Source organism: Providencia huaxiensis, from assembly GCF_002843235.3.
GTDB classification, from domain to species: domain Bacteria; phylum Pseudomonadota; class Gammaproteobacteria; order Enterobacterales; family Enterobacteriaceae; genus Providencia; species Providencia huaxiensis.
On sequence record NZ_CP031123.2, the window covers coordinates 2,255,764 to 2,273,845 of the forward strand.

Annotated in this window: 13 protein-coding genes; 7 read left to right on the forward strand and 6 right to left on the reverse strand. The window is 40.1% G+C overall.

The genetic code is table 11. The features are described 5' to 3' along the window. Positions 1 to 14: 14 nt before the first annotated feature. Complete coding sequence (fbpC, locus tag CYG50_RS12185) at positions 15 to 1,064, forward strand: ferric ABC transporter ATP-binding protein (protein ID WP_102137525.1); 1,050 nt, start codon at positions 15 to 17, stop codon at positions 1,062 to 1,064. A gap of 113 nt (positions 1,065 to 1,177) precedes the next feature. Here fbpC and ulaG read toward each other — a convergent pair whose 3' ends face one another. Together ulaG and ulaR are read right to left on the reverse strand one after the other, a co-directional pair. Continuing rightward, a complete protein-coding gene (ulaG, locus tag CYG50_RS12190; protein WP_102137524.1) occupies positions 1,178 to 2,245 on the reverse strand; it encodes an L-ascorbate 6-phosphate lactonase in 1,068 nt (355 codons plus the stop codon). 113 nt (positions 2,246 to 2,358) lie between these two features. Beyond that, positions 2,359 to 3,114, reverse strand: a complete 756-nt coding sequence (ulaR, locus tag CYG50_RS12195) for an HTH-type transcriptional regulator UlaR (RefSeq protein WP_102137523.1) — start codon at positions 3,112 to 3,114, stop codon at positions 2,359 to 2,361. 403 nt (positions 3,115 to 3,517) lie between these two features. Here ulaR and CYG50_RS12200 point away from each other — a divergent pair, with 403 nt between their 5' ends. The 4 genes from CYG50_RS12200 (at position 3,518) to CYG50_RS12215 (ending at position 7,335) form a co-directional block, all read left to right on the forward strand. Further along, the gene (locus CYG50_RS12200; protein ID WP_102137522.1) at positions 3,518 to 5,272 is read left to right on the forward strand and encodes a PTS ascorbate-specific subunit IIBC; all 1,755 of its coding nucleotides are present in this window, start codon (positions 3,518 to 3,520) and stop codon (positions 5,270 to 5,272) included. A gap of 72 nt (positions 5,273 to 5,344) precedes the next feature. Then, a complete protein-coding gene (locus CYG50_RS12205) occupies positions 5,345 to 5,812 on the forward strand; it encodes a PTS sugar transporter subunit IIA (protein WP_102137521.1) in 468 nt (155 codons plus the stop codon). 48 nt (positions 5,813 to 5,860) lie between these two features. Continuing rightward, positions 5,861 to 6,691: a Cof-type HAD-IIB family hydrolase gene (locus CYG50_RS12210; RefSeq protein ID WP_102137520.1), complete on the forward strand. Its 831-nt coding sequence runs from the start codon at positions 5,861 to 5,863 to the stop codon at positions 6,689 to 6,691. Further along, positions 6,688 to 7,335 (forward strand): 3-keto-L-gulonate-6-phosphate decarboxylase UlaD, encoded by a 648-nt coding sequence (locus CYG50_RS12215; RefSeq protein ID WP_102137519.1) that lies wholly within the window; start codon positions 6,688 to 6,690, stop codon positions 7,333 to 7,335. Before CYG50_RS12210 ends, CYG50_RS12215 begins: the two co-directional genes overlap by 4 nt. A gap of 148 nt (positions 7,336 to 7,483) precedes the next feature. Here CYG50_RS12215 and CYG50_RS12220 read toward each other — a convergent pair whose 3' ends face one another. Both CYG50_RS12220 and purL read right to left on the reverse strand, forming a co-directional pair. Beyond that, positions 7,484 to 10,060, reverse strand: coding sequence for a calcium-binding protein (locus tag CYG50_RS12220; protein WP_102137518.1), 2,577 nt, complete (start codon positions 10,058 to 10,060; stop codon positions 7,484 to 7,486). A gap of 264 nt (positions 10,061 to 10,324) precedes the next feature. Next, on the reverse strand, positions 10,325 to 14,212 hold the full coding sequence (gene purL, locus CYG50_RS12225; protein WP_102137517.1) for a phosphoribosylformylglycinamidine synthase: 3,888 nt from the start codon (positions 14,210 to 14,212) through the stop codon (positions 10,325 to 10,327). A 270-nt stretch (positions 14,213 to 14,482) separates the two neighbouring features. On the opposite strand from purL, the gene mltF reads away from it, so the two are divergent. After that, positions 14,483 to 16,147 (forward strand): membrane-bound lytic murein transglycosylase MltF, encoded by a 1,665-nt coding sequence (mltF, locus tag CYG50_RS12230; protein WP_102137516.1) that lies wholly within the window; start codon positions 14,483 to 14,485, stop codon positions 16,145 to 16,147. A gap of 42 nt (positions 16,148 to 16,189) precedes the next feature. On the opposite strand, the gene tadA is transcribed toward mltF, so the two are convergent. Next, positions 16,190 to 16,672, reverse strand: a complete 483-nt coding sequence (gene tadA / locus CYG50_RS12235) for a tRNA adenosine(34) deaminase TadA (protein WP_102137515.1) — start codon at positions 16,670 to 16,672, stop codon at positions 16,190 to 16,192. Positions 16,673 to 16,767: 95 nt separating this feature from the next. Continuing rightward, the gene (leuE, locus tag CYG50_RS12240) at positions 16,768 to 17,415 is read right to left on the reverse strand and encodes a leucine efflux protein LeuE (protein WP_102137514.1); all 648 of its coding nucleotides are present in this window, start codon (positions 17,413 to 17,415) and stop codon (positions 16,768 to 16,770) included. 184 nt (positions 17,416 to 17,599) lie between these two features. Between leuE and CYG50_RS12245 the strand changes: the two genes are divergently transcribed. Next, complete coding sequence (locus CYG50_RS12245; protein WP_102137513.1) at positions 17,600 to 18,049, forward strand: XRE family transcriptional regulator; 450 nt, start codon at positions 17,600 to 17,602, stop codon at positions 18,047 to 18,049. Positions 18,050 to 18,082 lie beyond the last annotated feature (33 nt).

The following is an 18,082-nucleotide window of genomic DNA, read 5'->3' on the forward strand; positions in this document are numbered from 1 at the left end:
ATGGAGTAACTGACATGACACAACATCATTTTGTTGAACTAAAAAATGTGACTAAACGCTTTGGCAACAATACCGTCATCGATGATTTAAGTCTTTCAATCCCTCAAGGTAGCATGGTGACCCTACTCGGCCCATCAGGCTGCGGTAAAACCACCGTATTGCGTTTAGTGGCTGGCTTAGAAAAACCGACTGAAGGCCGTATGTTTATTGACGGTGAAGATGTGACAGACCGTTCCATTCAACAACGCGATATCTGTATGGTTTTCCAATCTTACGCCCTGTTCCCGCATATGTCCTTGGGGGACAACGTGGGTTATGGCTTAAAAATGTTAGGATTACCCAAAGCCGAAATAAAAAAACGAGTTGACGAGGCATTAGAATTAGTTGATTTAGCTGGTTTTGCTGACCGCTTTGTCGACCAAATTTCTGGGGGACAACAGCAACGAGTTGCCTTAGCTCGCGCATTGATCCTTAAGCCAAAAGTGCTGTTGTTCGATGAGCCATTAAGTAACTTGGATGCAAATTTACGTCGTAGCATGCGTGAAAAAATCCGTGAGTTACAGCAGCAGTTTAATATCACCTCTTTATATGTCACTCATGACCAAAGCGAGGCCTTTGCGGTGTCGGATATGGTTTTAGTGATGAATAAAGGGAAAATCATGCAGCTAGGCTCACCGCAAGAACTCTACCGCCAGCCAGCCTCAAAATTTATGGCGAGCTTTATGGGTGATGCGAATATTTTCCCTGCAACACTCAGTGCGGATTCTGTGGATATTTTCAATTATCGCTTACCACGCCCAGAACAGTTTGTGACTGATGAAACTGCGGTGACTGTGGGGGTTCGTCCTGAAGCCATCACACTGAGTTTACAAGGCGACGATAGCCAACGCTGTACGGTGACTCACGTTGCTTATATGGGGCCTCAATATGAGGTTACTGTTGATTGGCATGGTCAATCAATGTTGCTGCAAATCAATGCCACTCAATTACAACCTTCTGTTGGGGAAAACCTCTATTTGCAGATCCACCCATACGGCATGTTTATCTTAAACGAAAAAGAATAATCTCAAATGTAATAGCTTAAACCGTCACTTCATCGTGGCGGTTTTTTTCGTTATTAAGCCCAAATAAAAAACAGAAGAGTTTCCCCTTCTGCTTTTCTTAACAAACCAATTAATCACAAAAATGCTTTATATGGCAATTCAGGTTCATTTTTAAATATATCGTTAAAACCGCGGAAATGTTGATAATGCATACGGTCTTTATCCGTTGGATAAGTGTATTTTCCACCTACTTGCCAGAAGAACGGCGCAAATTTATATTGCAGACGCTCTTTTTTCATATTCCATAAAACTTCAATTTCACGTGGGTCGTTTTGGAAGTTCGCCCAAATATCATGGTGGAATGGAATAACACGTTCGCAATCCAATGACTCTGCTGCACGTAAAATATCTGATGAAGTCATTTTATCGGTCACACCACGCGGGTTCTCACCATAGGAAAGCAATGCCACATCAATTTGATAACGGTTACCGTGAGCCGCATAATAGTTTGAATAATGTGAATCGCCTGAATGGTAAATCGAGCCACCTGTCGTTTCAATCAGATAATTCACTGCACGTGAATCCATACCATCTAAAATTTGCTTATCATAGGAAGAAACGCCCTGTGGCAATGTCACTAACGCAGTACGGTCGAATGAATCTAATACACGGATTTTCATATCACCGATATCAATCACATCCCCCACTTTGGCGACCACACAGCGCTCTACGGGTACGCCCCACTTCGTCCATAAATCCACACAGGCTTGAGGGCCAATAAATTTAACGTGGTCACCGCAGTTTTGCATTACCGCAGCAGCAACATTGACATCTATATGGTCAGCATGGTCATGAGACGCTAAAATCGCATCAACCTCTTTAATAGCAAACGGGTCGAGAGGAAAAATTGCAGTACGTAAATTAGGTTGCAGCGCTTCTACCCCCCCCATACGCATCATTTGATGCTGTTTATTCATCAGTGGATTTTTTTGCGTTTTTTTCCCAGTTCCACACCAAAAATCGATACAAATATTGGTATTTCCCTCACTTTTTAACCAAATTCCTGTGCACCCAAGCCACCACATTGAAAAGGTATTGGGTTCAATAACCGTTTTTTCAATTTCTTCATTTAGCCACGTTCCCCACTCAGGAAACGTACTTAAAATCCAAGATTCACGTGTGATTTCATTTACTTTGCTCATAGTAACAATACCTTTTCTAGAATTTTAGATGTAGGGAGCCTGATGCCTTAATCGAGAAATTAAGGCATGGCGGCTGAATTTGTCTATATTAAAAAATCAGGTATTCGACGGAATTAAACCAGTATCACTCGCGTGCCCTGTGCAGCAATCGCTTTGATAACTTCAGAGTTGGCATTCCTCCCAGTGATAAGAACATCTATCTTCTTAGCTGGGCAAAATAACATTCCGGTTCGATGACCCACCTTGGAACTGTCTACAACAACGACTAATTTATCAATTTGGTCAAGCATTTGCTGCTCAGCTACCGCGGTTAGCATGTCAGCTTTATATAAGCCAGCTTCGGTTAATCCTTTACCTGAAGTGAACATCCAGTTACCTGCGTAACCCATTAACGTGTTCAATGCAGGGTTTAGAAAGATATTCTGAGCCTTATTATACTGCCCGCCGATTAAAATAACGTCATCATGGTCTTGGTCAATCAAATAGCTCGCTAATGGAAAATAATTAGTCACAATTTGTACATTTTTCCCGCACAATTGCTGCCCTAACATAAAAGCCGTTGAACCACAGTTAATGACAGCACTTTCCCCAGGAAGACACAGCTCCGCGGCTTTAATCGCGATTTCTGATTTTTCTTCATAGTGCTCAGTGCTATTGATGTTTAACGGTGACCACTTACGCTTTTTATTTTCAATGCGTTCAGCACCATTACGGACTTTTCGTAATTTACCTTGCCCATCTAACTTTGAAATATCACGACGAGCAGTTGCAGGAGACACACTAAATTGTTCGGTTATATGAGAAACATTGATCACTCGATGTGATTCCAATAACGACAATATTTCATTGTGTCTTTGCACTTCATTCATAATCATCGCCTTATTTGTTAATAATCACCACCATGATGACAAATGATTCAAAATGATTATCTGTGATTAGTTTTGATTCTATTTATCTCATCTAATGTTGTCAACCTTTGCTCATGCAAAAATACAACATTTGACATAAGTAAAAATTAACATATTGATATATATTGATAATTTAAATTTTACGTGATCAAGTCGCCATTTATTCATTTTTTTACTGGTAAAAAAACAGACAAATGCAAACAATCATAAAAGAGCAATTCGTGATTACATATGATCACCTTTGATTTTTGCGAGACTGTTTGACCGCTTTAAATGATTATATCGCAATAACACCAGATACGATCAATATGAATCATCTCTGACCCAGATAAATTACAAATACAATTTGATTAGAGGTAAAAATATGGATTTTTTATACGACGCTTTCTATATTTTTTACAGCCAAGTAATGACAAAAGCGCCTCTATTATTAGGCTTAGTCACATTTATTGGTTATTGGCTATTAAAGCGCGATGGTACGACGATCCTCAAGGGTACAATCAAAACAATTGTTGGATTTATGCTAGTTGGCGTGGGTGCTAGTACCTTAGTTTCCAGCTTTAAACCCGTCATAGAAAAAATGTCTGAATACCACGGACTGACAGGCTCAGTTATTGACCCTTACACTTCCATGATGGCCACGATGGAAGCGATGGGGGATAACTACTCTTGGGTGGGCTATACCGTCTTATTAGCCCTCGCCCTTAACATTCTTTTAGTCCTTTTTCGCCGCGTGACGGGTATTCGTACCATTATGTTGACGGGGCATATTATGTTTCAACAAGCTGGCTTGATCGCAGTTTTCTATTTTGTTCTCGGCTCAAGCATGTGGGAAACCATTTTATACTCCTCGGTTTTAATGGCGCTGTATTGGGGTATTTCCTCCAATATTATGTTCAAGCCAACACAAGAAGTTACGGGTGGTGCAGGTTTTTCTATCGGCCACCAACAACAGTTTGCTTCGTGGATAGCCACCAAAGTTTCCCCGAAATTGGGCGATAAAAATGACAGTGTTGATAATTTAAAACTGCCCAAATGGCTGCATATCTTCCACGACAGTATCTCCGCCACTGCCATTGTAATGACCTTATTCTTTGGTGTGATCTTAATTTCCTTTGGTATCCCCAACCTACAAACCATGGCAGGAACCACCCACTGGACCATTTATATTATTGAAACCGGCCTAAAATTTGCCGTCGCTATCCAAATCATTGTCACTGGCGTGCGAATGTTTGTTGCCGAGCTTTCTGAGGCCTTTAAAGGGATTTCCGAGCGTGTCATTCCTAATGCAGTGCTCGCCATCGACTGTGCGGCAATCTATGCATTCTCCCCTAATGCTATGGTATTTGGTTTTATGTGGGGTGCTATCGGGCAATTTGTTGCCGTTCTGGGTATGTTGGCATTTAATTCGCCAATTATGATTATCCCTGGTTTTATCCCAATGTTTTTCTCCAATGCCACTATCGGTATCTTTGCAAACCATTTTGGCGGCTGGAAAGCGGTCATGAAAGTGTGTTTCGTGATGGGCATCATCGAAGTATTGGGTTCTGCTTGGGCAATCAGCTTAATTAACAACCACGGAACTGAATTCAGCGGTTGGATGGGCATGGCCGACTGGGCACTCGCCTTCCCTGTCATTATGCAAGGTTTGTCGTTCACTAAAATGTTCTTCTTTGTCATTGTCGCCTTAGCCGTTGTCTACATGTATTTTGCGGCAAAGAAATTGCGTGCCGAAGAAGATGCACAGAGTACAAGCGAACCCGTCGTTAGTATTAGTGAAGAAGCCGAATCAGCGCCTATTGAACATAGTGGAGCTAAACCTGTACGTATCTTAGCCGTTTGTGGTAATGGGCAAGGCTCGTCCATGATGATGAAAATGAAAATTGGCCAGTATCTTGAGAAAAAGGGGATCCCACACATCATGGATTCCTGCGCAGTATCTGACTATAAATCGAAATTAACAGCGACAGACATTATTGTCTCTTCTAAGCATTTAAGCTCAGAGATGGATCCCGGTGATGGAAAATTTGTGCTTGGCGTACAAAATATGCTCAACCCCAACTCATTCGGTGATGAACTACTCGATATCATACATACCAATTTTATCGTAAATAAATAGCCTAAGTCATAGGAATAGATATCGCTCATGGCGGTATCGATTTCCTTAACATTAAAAAATAGGAACGCAATGATGGGATTTAAACAATCACTAATCGACAATAATTCGATACAGCTTCAAGCATCCGCTGATAACTGGCGTGATGCCATTAAGATAGGTACAGACCTGCTCATCGCTTCAGGTGCAATAAAACCCAGTTATCATGAGGCAATCATCAGCAGCGTCGAAAAACTCGGACCTTATATTTGCATCGCGCCTAGCTTGGCCCTGCCCCATGCTAGACCTGAAGATGGTGTGCTAAAAACCGCCTTTGCTTTAGTCACACTGAAAAAACCGATTATTTTTGAGGGTGAAGATGAACCGGTTGATGTGCTGATCACTTTAGCAGGCAGTTCATCCGATGAACATATGGAGGGCTTGATGGAGGTGACGCGCGTCCTCGATGATGAAGGCAGCGAAACCGGTGTCGACCTTGATAAATTACGTCGCTGCCGCACCATTGATGATGTTTATCAGGTTATTGATCAAGCATTATGCTAATTTAATGATAATAAAAGAATCATTAATTAGCGATAGAGGTAATCAACTATGTATAACGTATTAGCGCTTGACTTAGATGGCACAGTTTTAACCCAAGAACACACTATCCATCCCGCTGTCAAACAAGCTATTAACAACGCAGCAAAGCAATGCCATGTCATGATAGTCACAGGGCGCCACCACACCGCAGCCCGTCCCTATTATGATGAGCTTGGTTTAACCACGCCAATTATTTGTTGCAATGGTACTTATATCTATGATTACCAAAATGAAAAAGTTCTCACACACAATGCTCTCACCAAAGAGAATGCGCTTACTTTTATTGAATTAGCGCAACAGGACAAACTAAAAATGGTGATGTATATCACCGACGCCATGGTGTATTCAAAAATCGACCCTATCGATTACATGAGCGCGATGGAGCAATGGGCTAACAACCCAACCATGGCACATCCGCCAAAAATTTATCGCATTGATTCATTTGAAGAACAAGTCCAGCACGCTGACTATATTTGGAAATTTGTCGTCGAAGGTGAACCCGCTACGTTAGCGCGTTTCTTAAACTTGCCTTGGATAAAACAAACTTTTAATGCAGAAAAATCATGGTCAAACCGTTTCGATTTTGCTGCTAAAGGCAATAACAAAGGAACGCGTTTAGCTGAGTATCTTAACTCTCTAGGTTATGACTCAAACCAAGTTATTGCTGTTGGTGATAATCACAACGATATCTCCATGATTGAGCTAGCAGGCTTAGGAGTTGCAATGAAAAATGCCGATGACACCGTGAAGTCCCACGCGGATTTTGTTTGTGCGACAGATAACAATGGTGATGGCCTTGCGCGTCTAATACATGAAAATATTTTAGGACAATCACAATGACAAAGCCTTTGATCCAAATTGCTTTAGACCAAACCAACTTACCCGCTGCTCTCGAAGTGGCTGAAAATGTACACACTTTTGTTGATATTATTGAAGTGGGTACCATTTTGGCTTTCGCTGATGGCATGAATGCGGTCTCGACTTTACGTCAAAAGTACCCCAACCACATTCTGGTTTGCGATATGAAAACCACCGACGGGGGAGCCATTTTATCGAGAATGGCATTTGAAGCGGGAGCAGACTGGATCACGGTTTCAGCCGCAGCGCATATTGCCACTATTGCTGCCTGTAAAAAAGTTGCCGATGAGTTTAATCGTGAGATCCAAATTGAAATCTATGGTAATTGGACATTTGAAGATGCCAAAAATTGGGTCGAACTTGGTATTACGCAAGCAATTTACCATCGTTCCCGCGATGCCGAACTTGCTGGTATTGGCTGGACAAATGAAGATATCGAAAAAATGCGTAAACTGTCTGATTTAGGGTTAGAACTCTCGATTACAGGTGGAATAGTCCCTGAAGACCTTCATCTATTTAACGGTATCAAAGCGAAAGCCTTTATTGCTGGCCGTGCATTAGTTGGCGAAAAAGGCAAAAAAACGGCGGAAGCATTAAGGGAACAAATTGACCGTTTTTGGAAATAATGAGCTTTAATTAAACTGCTATATTCGCTCGAATACGGTCAGTTATAATACAGCTAGCCCTAAGACTATCAATAGGTTAGGGCTTCATATTTTATTCGCTCTATAACGTTAAAAATAAATCGCTCATGTACTTAATATTTTTTTGTACTTACCTTTTTGACAAAAAATTATTAACAAGTTGAGCTGGTTGCCAATGGTTATTTATTCTTTCAAAATCATTAATTCCACCGCTATTATATTCATCTTGCAACCGCATTTCTGCTAAAGTATTCACTAAATACTCAAGTTTTTGGGCTGTTGTATACTTTCGAGCCCCTGATAATGAATTATGATGAATAACGATTGGCTCTTGACTATTTTTGTGTTGGATAATCGTGACTTTATAACCAGACTCAGAGCTATAAATATAGTGAACTATTTCATTTTGGTTATCAGGCTCTATTAGTTCAGGTATTCGATTAAAGCTAATTAGGTGTATTTTGTCTTTATCATTATAGTGGTGAATAATACTCTCCCCTCTGAACTCCCCATTAACAATAAATATATTTTCTCCTTCTTGGTCACTTAACAACCCACTATGGCCATTAGCAATTAGTACGTCATTTCCTGCACCACCGTATAAATCAATATTTCCTTCTTCTGCATACAAGACATTATGGCCAGTATTATTGTGTGCCATAGATATACTTCCAGTACCCATATTGGCTTTAAATACTCGTCCGTGTTTACTTTCATCTATTACTTTATGTTGATTACCAGTAAATTGCATAACTAACTGAGAAGGTTTGGAATCCTTTGTAATATGGATCTCCGGTAAAGATAAATCGATTATTGCGTGATCCGAGTTTTCGAAAAAACCTTTAAAAGCAAACATCGGCTGCCATGGTAATAATGGAGATTCTCTTTTCCAATATTGTTTATGTTCTGCCAAGTACCTTACCATATGACTCATACTTTCCTTTACATCATTTGGGATATTACCAGGAAGCCTATCATAATGGTGAATATGATTTTTATTTATTTCATCAGAGGATATTCTTTTTATTTTCACCTCGCGTAACTTTGAATTTGACGTAAAAACTTGATACGTCACCCCATTTTCTTCTATATCTTTATATTTATTATTAAAATGCATTAAATGGATGTTGTTAATTCCATTATTATCATTGATAACTGTTATTCCGCTGCCTATAGAACCATCAACAATATAGTGATCATTACCATCATTGCCATTTAAGGTATCATTACCTAAATCTGATAATAATAAGTCCCCTTGCACACTGCCCTCTAAAAAATCATTCCCAGCACCACCATATAAAACATTCATTCCTTCATGTGCAGCGATTCTGTCGTTACCCTTTCCACCATTAACAACCATGCCAAAATAACTATAATTATAAATTTTATCATCTCCATCTAATGCATCAATAATCGCATTTTGATAAATCTCTCCTCTTCTATGGTAAAATTCATCAGATTGCTGAGTAAATAAATCGGGTCTTTTTTCAGTAACTATTTCATGTCCATCTACCTTTAGGTTAATCTTAAATAGATTATCATTCGCATCCTTTATATATATATGTTGGAATTCTTTATTTTCATAACCTACGAATTTGATATTCAGTTTTTTATCATTAAACATATTGGCAAAATATATTGAGTGACCCTCTGCACGTAACTGCTTTCCATATTCATCAAACAGCTTTATAATAATGCTATTATCGCGACCATCCCTTCCTTTCATATTACTAAGATCAACGGTCAATTCTGACTGTGCAAGACCACCTATTTTCAATTGATAAATATCATTCCCTTTTGTTGCTATAATATAGCTATCTCTATTTACCATAGTTAAGTTATCATCATTATGACTACCTGTGTACGTTAGGTTTTTAACATTCCCATTAGGATTAAAATCCCCCCATGACGGAGATGAATACCCCTGATTATTGATAATAATATTTTTCTTTTCTTGATTGATGATAACTTTGTCATTCTCAGCACGCCTCTTAAGATAATCTTTATCTTGAAAATAGCTAATCTCATAAATCTTATCAAAACTTTCCTTATTTCTATAATTTTTTAGAATAGGTGTTAAACAGAAACCATCATGGGTATAAAGTTGATAATGATGTTTTAATACTTTTCCATCTGCTGAATTTTGATACGCATTTTTTAATGTTAAGTTCAACTCTAAAGTATCCGTCGTTTTATAAGGCGACTTTGTCTTAATTGTTAACATCAGGTCATTATCAATGAGTTTTACATTAGCTATCTCATTTAGCGTATAACCTAAGTTAACTTCACTCTGGCTTTCAGTTTTTTCAACAATTCTCGCATTTAATTTAATTGTTTTTTTATTCTTAACATTCTCCCATTGATAACGGCGTAAATAATAATTATCATCGCCATCTCCACCTCGTGCAACACCCGACCGAAAAATAAGATGATCGTTTCCATCATACCCATTAATCGAAGCTTTCATTTTACCTGCATCTAATACATTGTTTTCTTTATTCCCTTTTATAAATAAATTTGATTTTACCTCCCCTGAAAAAACAACATTTCTAGTATTTTTCAGTTTAACTTCATGCCCTTCCTCCTCATTTAAATTAAGGCCATCTCTCATTAAATTAATGTATATTGATTTCTTATCAATATAATCCAAACCTTCAATTTCCTTATCATAAGACATCATCATTTTTAATTTATTTATAGCATCCATATTAACTCTCTAGAATTTTACCGTGAATATAAATAACTAAGTCATTCACTGCCTTAGCACTATTTAACATTCAACAATTTAGCACTTAATTTATTTTTTAATTAAAAAGTTAATCTGATATATTAATAAATTTATTCATGAAATAAATTAGAAATTAATTAATATTTAAATAATAAAAAAGCACTCTATCAAGTTGGCTTTATACCTAGTGATAGAGTGCTTGTATTCAAAATTTGCTTAGAGACTAATTTGCTTAAATGCTAATTAACCTAATTGCTTACGTGCGTTACGGAAAATACGCATCCATGGGCTATCTTCTCCCCAATTTTCAGGGTGCCATGAATTGCTCACGGTACGGAAAACACGCTCTGGGTGCGGCATCATGATCGTTGCTCGGCCATCTTTCGAGGTCACCGAAGTAATACCATTAATTGACCCATTCGGATTAGCTGGATATTGTTCTGTCACTTGGCCGTAGTTATTTACGAAGCGCATTGCCACCAGCCCATTATCTTCTAACTGCTGTAAATGTGCAGCCGCACGGGTTTCCACTTGCCCTTCCCCATGAGAAACCGCTATTGGCATACGAGAGCCCGCCATGTCTTGCAGCAACAGCGATGGGCTTTTTGCTATTTCAACTAAGCTAAAACGCGCTTCAAAGCGTTCAGAACGGTTACGCACAAAACGCGGCCAGAACTCTGCACCTGGAATAAGCGTATGTAAATTCGACATCATCTGGCAGCCATTACATACCCCCAGTGATAAGGTGTCTGCACGGTTAAAGAACGCAGCAAATTCATCGCGGACTTTATTGTTGAACAGAATAGATTTTGCCCAACCCTCGCCTGCACCTAATACGTCCCCATAAGAGAAACCGCCGCAAGCCACTAATGTTTGGAACTGTTCCAAAGACAAGTTACCTGCAAGTAAATCACTCATATGCACATCAACTGCGTCGAAACCAGCACGGTCGAAAGCGGCAGCCATTTCCACATGGGAGTTCACGCCTTGTTCACGTAAAACGGCCACTTTAGGACGCACACCAGACAAAATAAACGGTGCTGCAATGTCTTCTTCAATGTCATAAGTCAGTTTCACATTCAAACCAGGGTCTTGGTTATCCTGTTTTAATGCGTGTTCTTCATCTGCGCACACTTCGTTATCGCGCAAACGCTGCATTTGCCAAGTCGTTTCAGCCCACCATTGACGCAGTAAGCTGCGAGACTCACGATAAACAACGGTATCTCGGCTATTGATGATCACGGCATCATCCTTTATTGCAGAACCTAGATGATGAACACAGCCTGCAAGCCCTGCTTGCTCAAAGCATTCTGCCACATACGCTCTATCAGCTTCATGAATTTGAATGACCGCACCTAACTCTTCGTTAAATAACGCTGCCAGCGTGTCTTCATCAAAAGAGCTGATATCAACATTAATGCCGCAATGACCCGCAAAGGCCATTTCCACTAACGTCACGAATAAACCACCATCTGAGCGGTCATGGTAGGCTAATAGTTTTTGCTCTGATAATAACTTCTGAATGGTATTAAAGAAGCCGAGCAAGACTTCCGGGCTGCGTACATCAGGGGCTTTATTACCTAATTGACGATATACCTGTGCAAGTGCAGAACCGCCCAGTGCGTTATTGCCTTGTCCAAGGTCAATTAATAACAAGGCGTTATCATGGCCTGTTTTTAGCTCAGGTGTCACTGTTAAGCGGACATCTTCAACACGGCCAAATGCGCTGATCACCAAGGACAGTGGCGATGTCATTTCACGTTCTTCGCCATCTTGCTGCCAACGGGTTTTCATTGACATGGAGTCTTTACCAACTGGGATCGTTAACCCTAACGCAGGGCAAAGTTCTTCCCCAACCGCTTTAACCGCTTCATATAAACCTGCGTCTTCCCCCGGGTGCCCAGCTGCTGCCATCCAGTTTGCAGAAAGTTTTACACGTTTAAGATCTTGCACATAAGAACACGCTAAGTTAGTTAATGCTTCACCTACCGCCATACGCGCTGACGCAGCGAAATCCACTAAAGCCACTGGCGTTCTTTCGCCAATTGACATGGATTCCCCATAGTAGCTATCTAAGCTAGCAGTGGTTACCGCACAGTCAGCGACAGGAATTTGCCATGGGCCAACCATCTGGTCACGAGCAACCATACCTGTAACTGTGCGGTCGCCAATGGTAATTAAGAATGTTTTTTCAGCTACAGCAGGTAAATGCAGGACACGTTTTACCGCTTCATTTAAATTAATCGCCGTTCTGTCTAATGAATCCGGCTCTGCCTTTAATGTTTTCACGTCACGCAACATTTTTGGCGTTTTGCCTAATAAAACATCCAGTGGCATGTCTATTGGTTGGTTAGCAAAGTGTTCATCATTCAGCGTTAAATGACGCTCTTCAGTGGCTTCCCCAATCACTGCGAACGGAGCACGTTCACGTTCACAAATCGCGGTGAACACAGGAAGTTGCTCGGGTGAAACGGCCATTACATAACGTTCTTGAGATTCATTACACCAAACCTCCAGTGGGCTCATTCCTGGTTCATCATTGAGAATTTTACGTAGCTCAAAGCGCCCACCACGGCCACCATCACTGACCAGTTCAGGCATTGCGTTCGACAAACCGCCTGCGCCGACGTCATGGATAAATAAAATTGGGTTATCATCACCCAGTTGCCAGCAGCTATCGATGACTTCTTGGCAACGGCGTTCCATCTCTGCATTATCGCGCTGTACCGAAGCAAAATCGAGGTCTGCATCTGATTGGCCGGATGCCATGGATGAAGCGGCTCCGCCACCTAATCCAATATTCATCGAAGGGCCACCCAGTACAATGAGTTTGGCACCAACCGTAATTTCACCTTTTTGTACGTGATCAGCACGGATATTGCCGATGCCACCCGCCAACATGATAGGTTTATGATAACCACGTAACTCTTCACCATTGTGGCTATTGACCTTTTCTTCATAAGTACGGAAATAACCTAATAACGCAGGACGGCCAAATTCATTATTAAATGCCGCGCCGCCTAATGGCCCTTCCATCATAATATCTAAAGCGGTCACAATGCGTTCTGGCTTACCAAAATCCTCTTCCCAAGGCTGTTCAAAGCCGGGAATGCGTAAGTTAGAAACAGAGAAACCCACTAAACCGGCTTTTGGCTTAGCACCACGGCCCGTTGCGCCTTCGTCACGAATTTCACCGCCAGAGCCCGTTGCTGCGCCTGGCCAAGGGGAAATCGCTGTTGGGTGGTTATGAGTTTCGACCTTCATTAAGATATGAGCATCTTCTTGATGATAACGGTAGGTACGCCCTTCAGGCTCAGGGAAGAAACGCCCAACAGATGAACCTTCCATCACCGCAGCATTATCTTTATAAGCAGATAAAACATGGTCAGGTGTTTTTTCAAAGGTGTTTTTAATCATTTTAAACAGCGACTTAGGCTGTTCTTCACCATCAATAACCCAATCTGCATTAAAGATTTTGTGGCGGCAATGTTCTGAGTTTGCTTGAGCAAACATGTAAAGCTCAACATCCGTTGGGTTACGTTCTAACCCAATAAATGCATCTAGCAAGTAATCAATTTCGTCATCAGCTAACGCTAGACCCATTTCCCTATTTGCTGTTTCCAATGCAAGGCGGCCGCCCGTAATCACGTCAATAGATTTCATTGGTGCCGGCTGCTGCTGCACAAATAATGCGCTCGCTTGTTCAAAAGAAGAGAAAATGCTTTCCATCATGCGATCGTGTAACGCCGCGATCACTTCATGCCACTGTTCTTGGGTCAGTTCATCACCTTGAATATAGTAAGCAATCCCACGCTCAATGCGCTTTACTTGGCTAAGGCCACAATTATGGGCAATATCCGTTGCTTTTGAAGACCATGGAGAGATAGTACCCGGACGAGGGGTGACTAAAATAAGCTTACCGAATGGGTCGTGCTCTGCCAGAGAAGGACCATACTTTAACAAACTGCTTAGTTTGCCTTGCTCGCTATCACTCAACGGCGCTGATAATTCAGCAAAGTGCATATATTCAGCATAGATATCCGTGACAGGAAGCTGTTTTTCTGCAAACAGCGCCAAAAGGCGGGTAATACGAAATGCTGATAGAGCAGGTGAACCACGCAAAATTTCCATCGTCTTAATTTCTCTCTTTTAAACGCCAGCCCTGAACATGAAAGCAGGGAAACCGGAACACATTATAGAGCAATGTTCATCAATACGAAACCGTTTGCGTGATTAAAAATAAAGCGATTAGTTAAATATTATTCTGTGCTAAATACGATAATATAGGTTGCACCGTTCCTAAATGTTGAGCAAAATAGCCGACCACTGGAATTATAACCATTACTTAGCCATACTCTTTTATGGACATACAACACCAGTCAATGCACGAGAAACTATTATTTGAATAACTTAAAAGTTAACTATTTAATTGTCGTGGTCATCGCGCTACTGGCTACTATGGTCATCGGTTTTAACGTCCGTTGGCCCAATACGCAAGATTCACAAATTAATAAAATTATTTCTCAAGGTGAATTACGTATTAGTGCCGTTAGCTCACCACTTATCTATATTGATGAGCAAAAACAGCTGCGTGGGTTTGACTACGAGCTGGCTCAAGGCTTTGCCTCATACCTAGGAGTTAAGCTTAAAATAACCATCCGCCCAACATTCGAGCAAATATTCGATGACCTTGAAAATGGTGATGCTGATATCGCAGTCGCGGGCTTGCTGTATAACAAAGATCGTTTAGCCAAAACGAAAACAGGTCCAAGTTATCTTAATGTTACTCAACAGCTTGTCTATCGCAAAGGGACCAATCGACCTAAAAATTTCAATGAAATTAATGGTAAATTGTTAGTTACAGCAGGTACGGCTCATGCAAGTACACTGAAAGAACTGGCCAAAGAATACCCAAACCTAAAATGGGAAGAAACCTCAAAATACAATACCAATCAAATCCTTGAAATGGTTGCCGATGGTGAGGTTGACTACACATTAGAAGACTCTATCGCTGTTGCGCTACAGCAACGCATTCACCCTCAAATTGCCGTTGCTTTTGATCTCTTGGATGAACATGCTGTCACTTGGTACATGCGTCGTAGCAAAGAAAACAGTTTAGACGCTGCATTGCTTGATTTCTTCAATCTCAGCCATGAAACCGAATTACTCGCACGTCTTAATGAAAAATATTTTAGCCATGTAGAGTCTTTCGATTATTTCGACACAATGGCATTTATAAAAGCAATTGATAGCAAGCTCCCTGAATATCAACCACTTTTTGAAAAATACGCTCAAGTCATTGACTGGAAACTGTTAGCGGCTATCGCATGGCAAGAGTCCCATTGGGATCCTTTAGCAACTTCGCCTACAGGGGTACGCGGTTTGATGATGCTAACCAAGCCAACAGCAACAACAATGGGTATTGTGGACAGGTTAGACCCTGAAGAAAGTATCAAGGGTGGGGCCGCGTATATTGCTTATATTATGGAACGTTTACCTGAAACCATCGAAGAGGATGACCGTATCTGGTTCGCCCTTTCTGCCTATAATATGGGATATGGGCATATGCAGGATGTGCGTAAATTAACTGAAATGTTAGGTGGAGACCCTAACAGGTGGTTAGACGTAAAAGCCCGTTTACCCTTATTAACGCAGAAAAAATATTACTCACAACTCACTTATGGCTATGCTCGTGGCCATGAAGCTTATCGTTACGTTGAAAACATTCGTCGTTATCATCAAAGCCTAGTTGGTTACCTACAAAGCCAAGAAAGAAAGCAACATGCGCTTGATATTGCGCAAAAATCACTTATTTATTTAATTTCTCCAGAAGATCTTACCCCAGCAGGGGCTCAAACGATTCAAAACCAGTCCCCTGTTACTGAAAAAGTGAGTATTTCGCACTTAGAGAAAATGCGTTCTACGACACAACCCCCTAAAACTCTTGAAGAAAAAAGACTACCATTAGGAAAATATTTGCTTTCACTGCACCCATCGCAAAATACCGATGAGGCCGATGGTGATGCCGCTGTCTCTCCACCAAAAGCACCTGAAAACCCGCTATAAGTTGTGCAGAAATAAAAAATAAAAGCGCTAAATTTTATTGTGTTAGCGCTTTTGTTCTTTTTTTTGGGCTCTACGCAGTTTAAAAAAAGCACTCAGCATTGAAGAACACTCTTTTTCTAGAACACCACCAGTAACATCAACATAATGATTTAGCCCAGCTTGCCCCATGATATTTAGGTAAGAACCACAAGCTCCTGTTTTAAAGTCCTTCGCGCCATAAACTACACGGCTAATGCGGCTGTGGATCATTGCACCTGCACACATAATACAAGGCTCTAACGTGACATATAGCGTGGTATCTAATAGCCGATAATTTGATAGCGCTTGCCCTGCATGTTGCAAAGCTATGATCTCAGCATGTGCTGTCGGATTGTGATCAATAATAGAGCGGTTCCAACCCGAAGCAATTAAGCGGTTATCTTTAACTAAAACCGCACCAACAGGAATTTCTCCGAGATCTTGTGCTTTTAGCGCAAGTTCAATGGCTTGTTGCATCCAATATTCATCAATTTCTATTTGCGTCACTCTTACCTCTGGCCAATGCGTTTACACGTAATTATCCTTAAATGTTAGAGTGACCGCAATTAAAATGCTTTTGCCTCTATAATAACAGCCTAATTTTAATTACTAAAAATCGCTAATTTAGCGGCAAAACCCATAAAGAAAGCACCTACCGTACAATTTCCAAGCTTTGCAAGGAGTTGTTTTTCACGTAAAAAACGCGCTATCAAGTAACCACTAAAAATCAATAAGCTTAAGTATAAAAAACTAACTAATTCTAAGATCGTCGCGAGTACAAGGTAGGGCACCCATGCATGAGAGTAATTAAAATCAACAAATTGAATGAAGAAAGAGATATAAAATAAAATAGCTTTCGGGTTTGTTAAGCTAAGTACAAGGGCACGAGTAAAATGTTTTTCTGTTTTAATTGAGATAACGTCAATGCCGTCTTGATTCGATTTTTTACGCATAAAGGTGCTATATAAAATCTTACCGCCTAAATATAGCAGATAAGCCGCACCTAAATAGCGCACTATCATAAATAACGTTGGAGATGCTTTTATCACTGACGCGACACCGATAAATGATAGGAAAATTAATATCGCATCCCCAGTAAATACCCCTAGCGCAGCCCGATAACCAAACCGTGTGCCGCTCGATGTACTTGTTTTTAATACATATAATGAATTAGGCCCTGGTACGATAATGATTAGTACAAGCCCTGCCAAATAAGTCCAGAAGTTAAGAACGCCAAGATTTTCGAACATATTTTTAACCCTTTATCTTTTTTATTATTTCTATCATAACTTTCAATCTTTGTGAATGTTTATTCTATTAATTAGATATATGAAATGAACTAATAATAAAGATTATTTTAAATCTAACTTATTTATTTATGATAACTAGGCAATCACATTATTATTCATTATTAACATTAGAAGGAATAAATATATGGCTATCATTAGACGATTAGTACAAGATGGTTCATTTGAAGAGTTTTACCCAACAACAATGACGTTCAGTGCTGCAAAGCGTAATTATTTTTTAGGTCACTCAAAAGATAAAACTTACGTTGTATATTCTATGGCTGAAAATGGTAAAATTGACCCAAATGCTCCAGCACAAAAAGGAAAATTAAGATCCTACCTTGGTAACATTCAAGCATTCTATGATACGGTAGAGAATAAACAATATTTATATGGATATAATTTAAGCGAAAAAATTGTCGAGTTATATGAAATCGACGATAAAGCAGGTATAAAACTACTCTATGTTGATGAATTTACTGTTGGAAGTACGATTCAATCAGCAACTCTGTTTATCGCTAATGGGCTTATTCATATATTTAGTCAAGCTGAAAAAGATAAAAGCTGGAGAACTCATAGCTATAGTATCATATAATATCAGCCTTATATTTTATGAAAATTTAAATTA